The organism is Isoptericola sp. NPDC060257 (genome assembly GCF_042726645.1).
In the GTDB taxonomy this organism is placed as follows: domain Bacteria; phylum Actinomycetota; class Actinomycetes; order Actinomycetales; family Cellulomonadaceae; genus Isoptericola; species Isoptericola nanjingensis.
Genome location: NZ_JBHXAW010000399.1, coordinates 1 through 2801 on the forward strand (window position 1 = coordinate 1; position 2801 = coordinate 2801).

The following is a 2801-nucleotide window of genomic DNA, read 5'->3' on the forward strand; positions in this document are numbered from 1 at the left end:
CCCCTCACTTCTTAGTATACCACAGAGGCTCCCTCCTCCGTGCACTCCGATGCCCTGCTCAGGGAGACCCTCGCCGCGGTCGCCCCCGGCACCGAGCTGCGCGACGGGTTGGAACGCATCCTGCGCGGGCGGACCGGCGCGCTCATCGTGCTCGGTCTCGACAAGACGGTCGAGCAGATGTGCTCCGGCGGCTTCGAGCTCGACGTCCAGTTCTCCGCCACCCGGCTGCGCGAGCTGTCGAAGATGGACGGCGCGTGCGTCCTCGACCACGACGCCACCCGCATCCGTCGTGCCGCCGTGCAGCTCCTGCCCGACCCGTCGATCGAGACCAGCGAGTCCGGCACCCGCCACCGCACCGCGGAGCGCGTGGCCAAGCAGTCCGGGCTGCCCGTGATCTCGGTCAGCCAGTCGATGCGGATCATCGCGATCTACGTCGGGTCGCACCGGCACGTGCTGGAGGACCCGGACACCATCCTGGGCCGTGCCAACCAGGCCCTCGCCACCCTCGAGCGGTACCGCTCCCGCCTCGACGAGGTGTCCGGCACGCTCTCCGCGCTGGAGATCGAGGACCTCGTCACCGTCCGCGACGTGTGCTCCGTCGTCCAGCGCCTCGAGATGGTGCGCCGGATCTCCGAGGAGATCGACGGGTACGTCGTCGAGCTCGGCGCCGACGGCCGCCTCCTCGCCCTGCAGCTCGACGAGCTCATCGGCGGCATCGGCGCCGACCGCGACTTCGTCGTGCGGGACTACGTGGAGCTCGAGCGCAGCGGTCGCTCCCTCGCCAGCGTGCACGCCGATCTCGCCGCCCTCGACTCCGCGCAGCTGCTCGACCTCGGCCACATCGGCCGCGTCCTGGAGCTGCCCGGCGGCGGGGTGGCGCTCGACGCCGCCGTCGCGCCCCACGGCTACCGCCTGCTGTCCAAGGTGCCGCGCCTGCCCGCCGCCATCATCGAGCGGCTGGTCGGGCACTTCGGCGGGCTGCAGAAGCTCCTCGCGGCGAGCGTCGACGACCTCATGGCCGTCGACGGCGTCGGCGAGCAGCGTGCCCGCGCCGTGCGCGAGGGCCTGTCCCGCCTCGCCGAGTCCAGCATCCTGGAGCGCTACGTCTGACGAGTCCGGGGCATCGGACCCGCACGGTCGACCTCACCCGCGCAGCGCCAGGCTCCACGCGACCTCCCGGTCGAGCTGACCCGTGCGGCGGAACAGCCTCACCTGCTGCGCCTCGGGCAGGGCCGCGGCGAGCGCGTCCGTCGTCGTGCGGGTGAAACCGAGCCGCTGCCAGAACGGCCCCGACCGCCGCGAGAACAGCCACGCCGTGGCGGCCCCGGACTCCCTCGCCCGGTCGACGGCGAACGTCGCCGCCGCGAACCCCGCACCCCGCCCGCGCAGGTCGGGCCGCACGGCGGTGCTGCGGATCAGCGCGTGCCGGCCGTCCGCGCTGAGCTCGTAGCCCGCGCTCGCCGCGATCCCCGCGTCGTCGCGCCGGGCCCACAGGCGCACGGCCGGCGCGTCCAGTCCCGCCACCGTGAGGTCGGCGCCGCGCAGGAAGTCGGTCAGGTCCGGGACGTCGACGGGGAGGACGGGTTCGAGCACGCCGGCACGCTACGCCACGGCGCCGGTGCCCGGTCGGCCGGTCCGCGGGCTGCCCCGGGCCCCGACGGTCAGTCGGTCGTGGCCTTCTCGTCCGCGGTGGCCTTGCGGTCGGCGGCGCGGTCCTCGGCACCCTTCGCGTCGTCGGCCTTGGCGTCGTCGGACTCCTCGTCGTCGTCCTTCGCGTCCCCCGTGGACGTCTCCTGCTGCGTCGCGTCGTCGGTCGCGCCGCCGTCCGTCGTGCCCTTCGCGGCGTCGTCCGACGTCGCGCCCTCGTCACCCGCGTCCGGGGTCGGGGTGGTCTTCGCCTCGGCCTTGGCCGCGACGGTGAACGTCAGGGGCTCGCTGGTGGCGCCCGGGACGTCCTCCAGCGACGCGGTCGCCTCGTAGGTGCCCGCCCCGACGACCGGCGCCTTCTTCGCACAGCCCTGGACGGACTTCCAGTGCACCTCGCCGGCGTCGACGCCCTCGGGCCCGAGCAGCAGCGGTCGTGACCCGTCGGAGCAGTCCGCGGACGACCAGACCTTCTCCTTGCCCGTGTCGTCGGTGATCGTCACCGCGCGGCTGGCGGCGTCGCCGTCGAACAGGCACGGCACCCGGCCCACGTTCGTGACCCGCACCATGAAGGACATCGGGGACCCCGCCGTCACCGTCGGCGCGCTCGACGAGAGCCTCAGCTCGACGTCGTCCGCACGGCACGTGGTGGCCGGACCACCCAGCTTCAGAGGCTCGGGGGCCGCGACCTTGTCGGCCGGGAGGCTCTCCGGCCCGGCGAGCAGGCTCCGCGCACCGTCGACCGCCTGCCCCAGGCCGTAGCCGCCGACGACGCCCACCGCGCACAGCAGCACCACGACCAGCATCGAGACGATCAGCGACCGACGACCGCGACGCGCCGCCGGCTTCCGCGGCCGGGGACTCGTCGTCCGGCGGGACGACGCCGAGCGCGAGCCCGCGCGCGACCCGCCCGGGGCGACCAGCTGCGACGTGGTGGCGACGCGGCGGTCGCCCCGGCGAGCTCCCCCCGAGCGGGACGACGTCGCCCGCGTCCCGGTCTGGCGCGACGACGCCGCCCGCGCACCCGAGGAGCGCGACGTCGAGGAACGCGACGTCGAGGTACGCGACGTCGAGGAACGCGCGGCCGACGAGCGGGCAGCCGAGCCGCCGGCGCCGGAGGACCGACCGGACGACGTCGCGCCGCCCCGTGCGGAGCC

Annotated in this window: 4 protein-coding genes; 2 read left to right on the forward strand and 2 right to left on the reverse strand. The window is 74.9% G+C overall.

Annotated elements, in window-relative coordinates:
- Positions 1-39: 39 nt before the first annotated feature.
- Entirely contained in the window at positions 40-1110 is a 1071-nt protein-coding gene (disA, locus tag ACFWEK_RS20550) for a DNA integrity scanning diadenylate cyclase DisA (protein ID WP_430555240.1), read from the forward strand.
- Positions 1111-1143: 33 nt separating this feature from the next.
- On the opposite strand, the gene ACFWEK_RS20555 is transcribed toward disA, so the two are convergent.
- Together ACFWEK_RS20555 and ACFWEK_RS20560 are read right to left on the reverse strand one after the other, a co-directional pair.
- The gene (locus tag ACFWEK_RS20555; protein WP_430555241.1) at positions 1144-1593 is read right to left on the reverse strand and encodes a GNAT family N-acetyltransferase; all 450 of its coding nucleotides are present in this window, start codon (positions 1591-1593) and stop codon (positions 1144-1146) included.
- A gap of 68 nt (positions 1594-1661) precedes the next feature.
- Positions 1662-2450, reverse strand: coding sequence for a hypothetical protein (locus ACFWEK_RS20560; protein ID WP_430555242.1), 789 nt, complete (start codon positions 2448-2450; stop codon positions 1662-1664).
- Positions 2451-2574: 124 nt separating this feature from the next.
- On the opposite strand from ACFWEK_RS20560, the gene ACFWEK_RS20565 reads away from it, so the two are divergent.
- A partial coding sequence (locus ACFWEK_RS20565) for a hypothetical protein (RefSeq protein WP_430555243.1) occupies positions 2575-2801 on the forward strand: 227 nt, incomplete at its 3' end.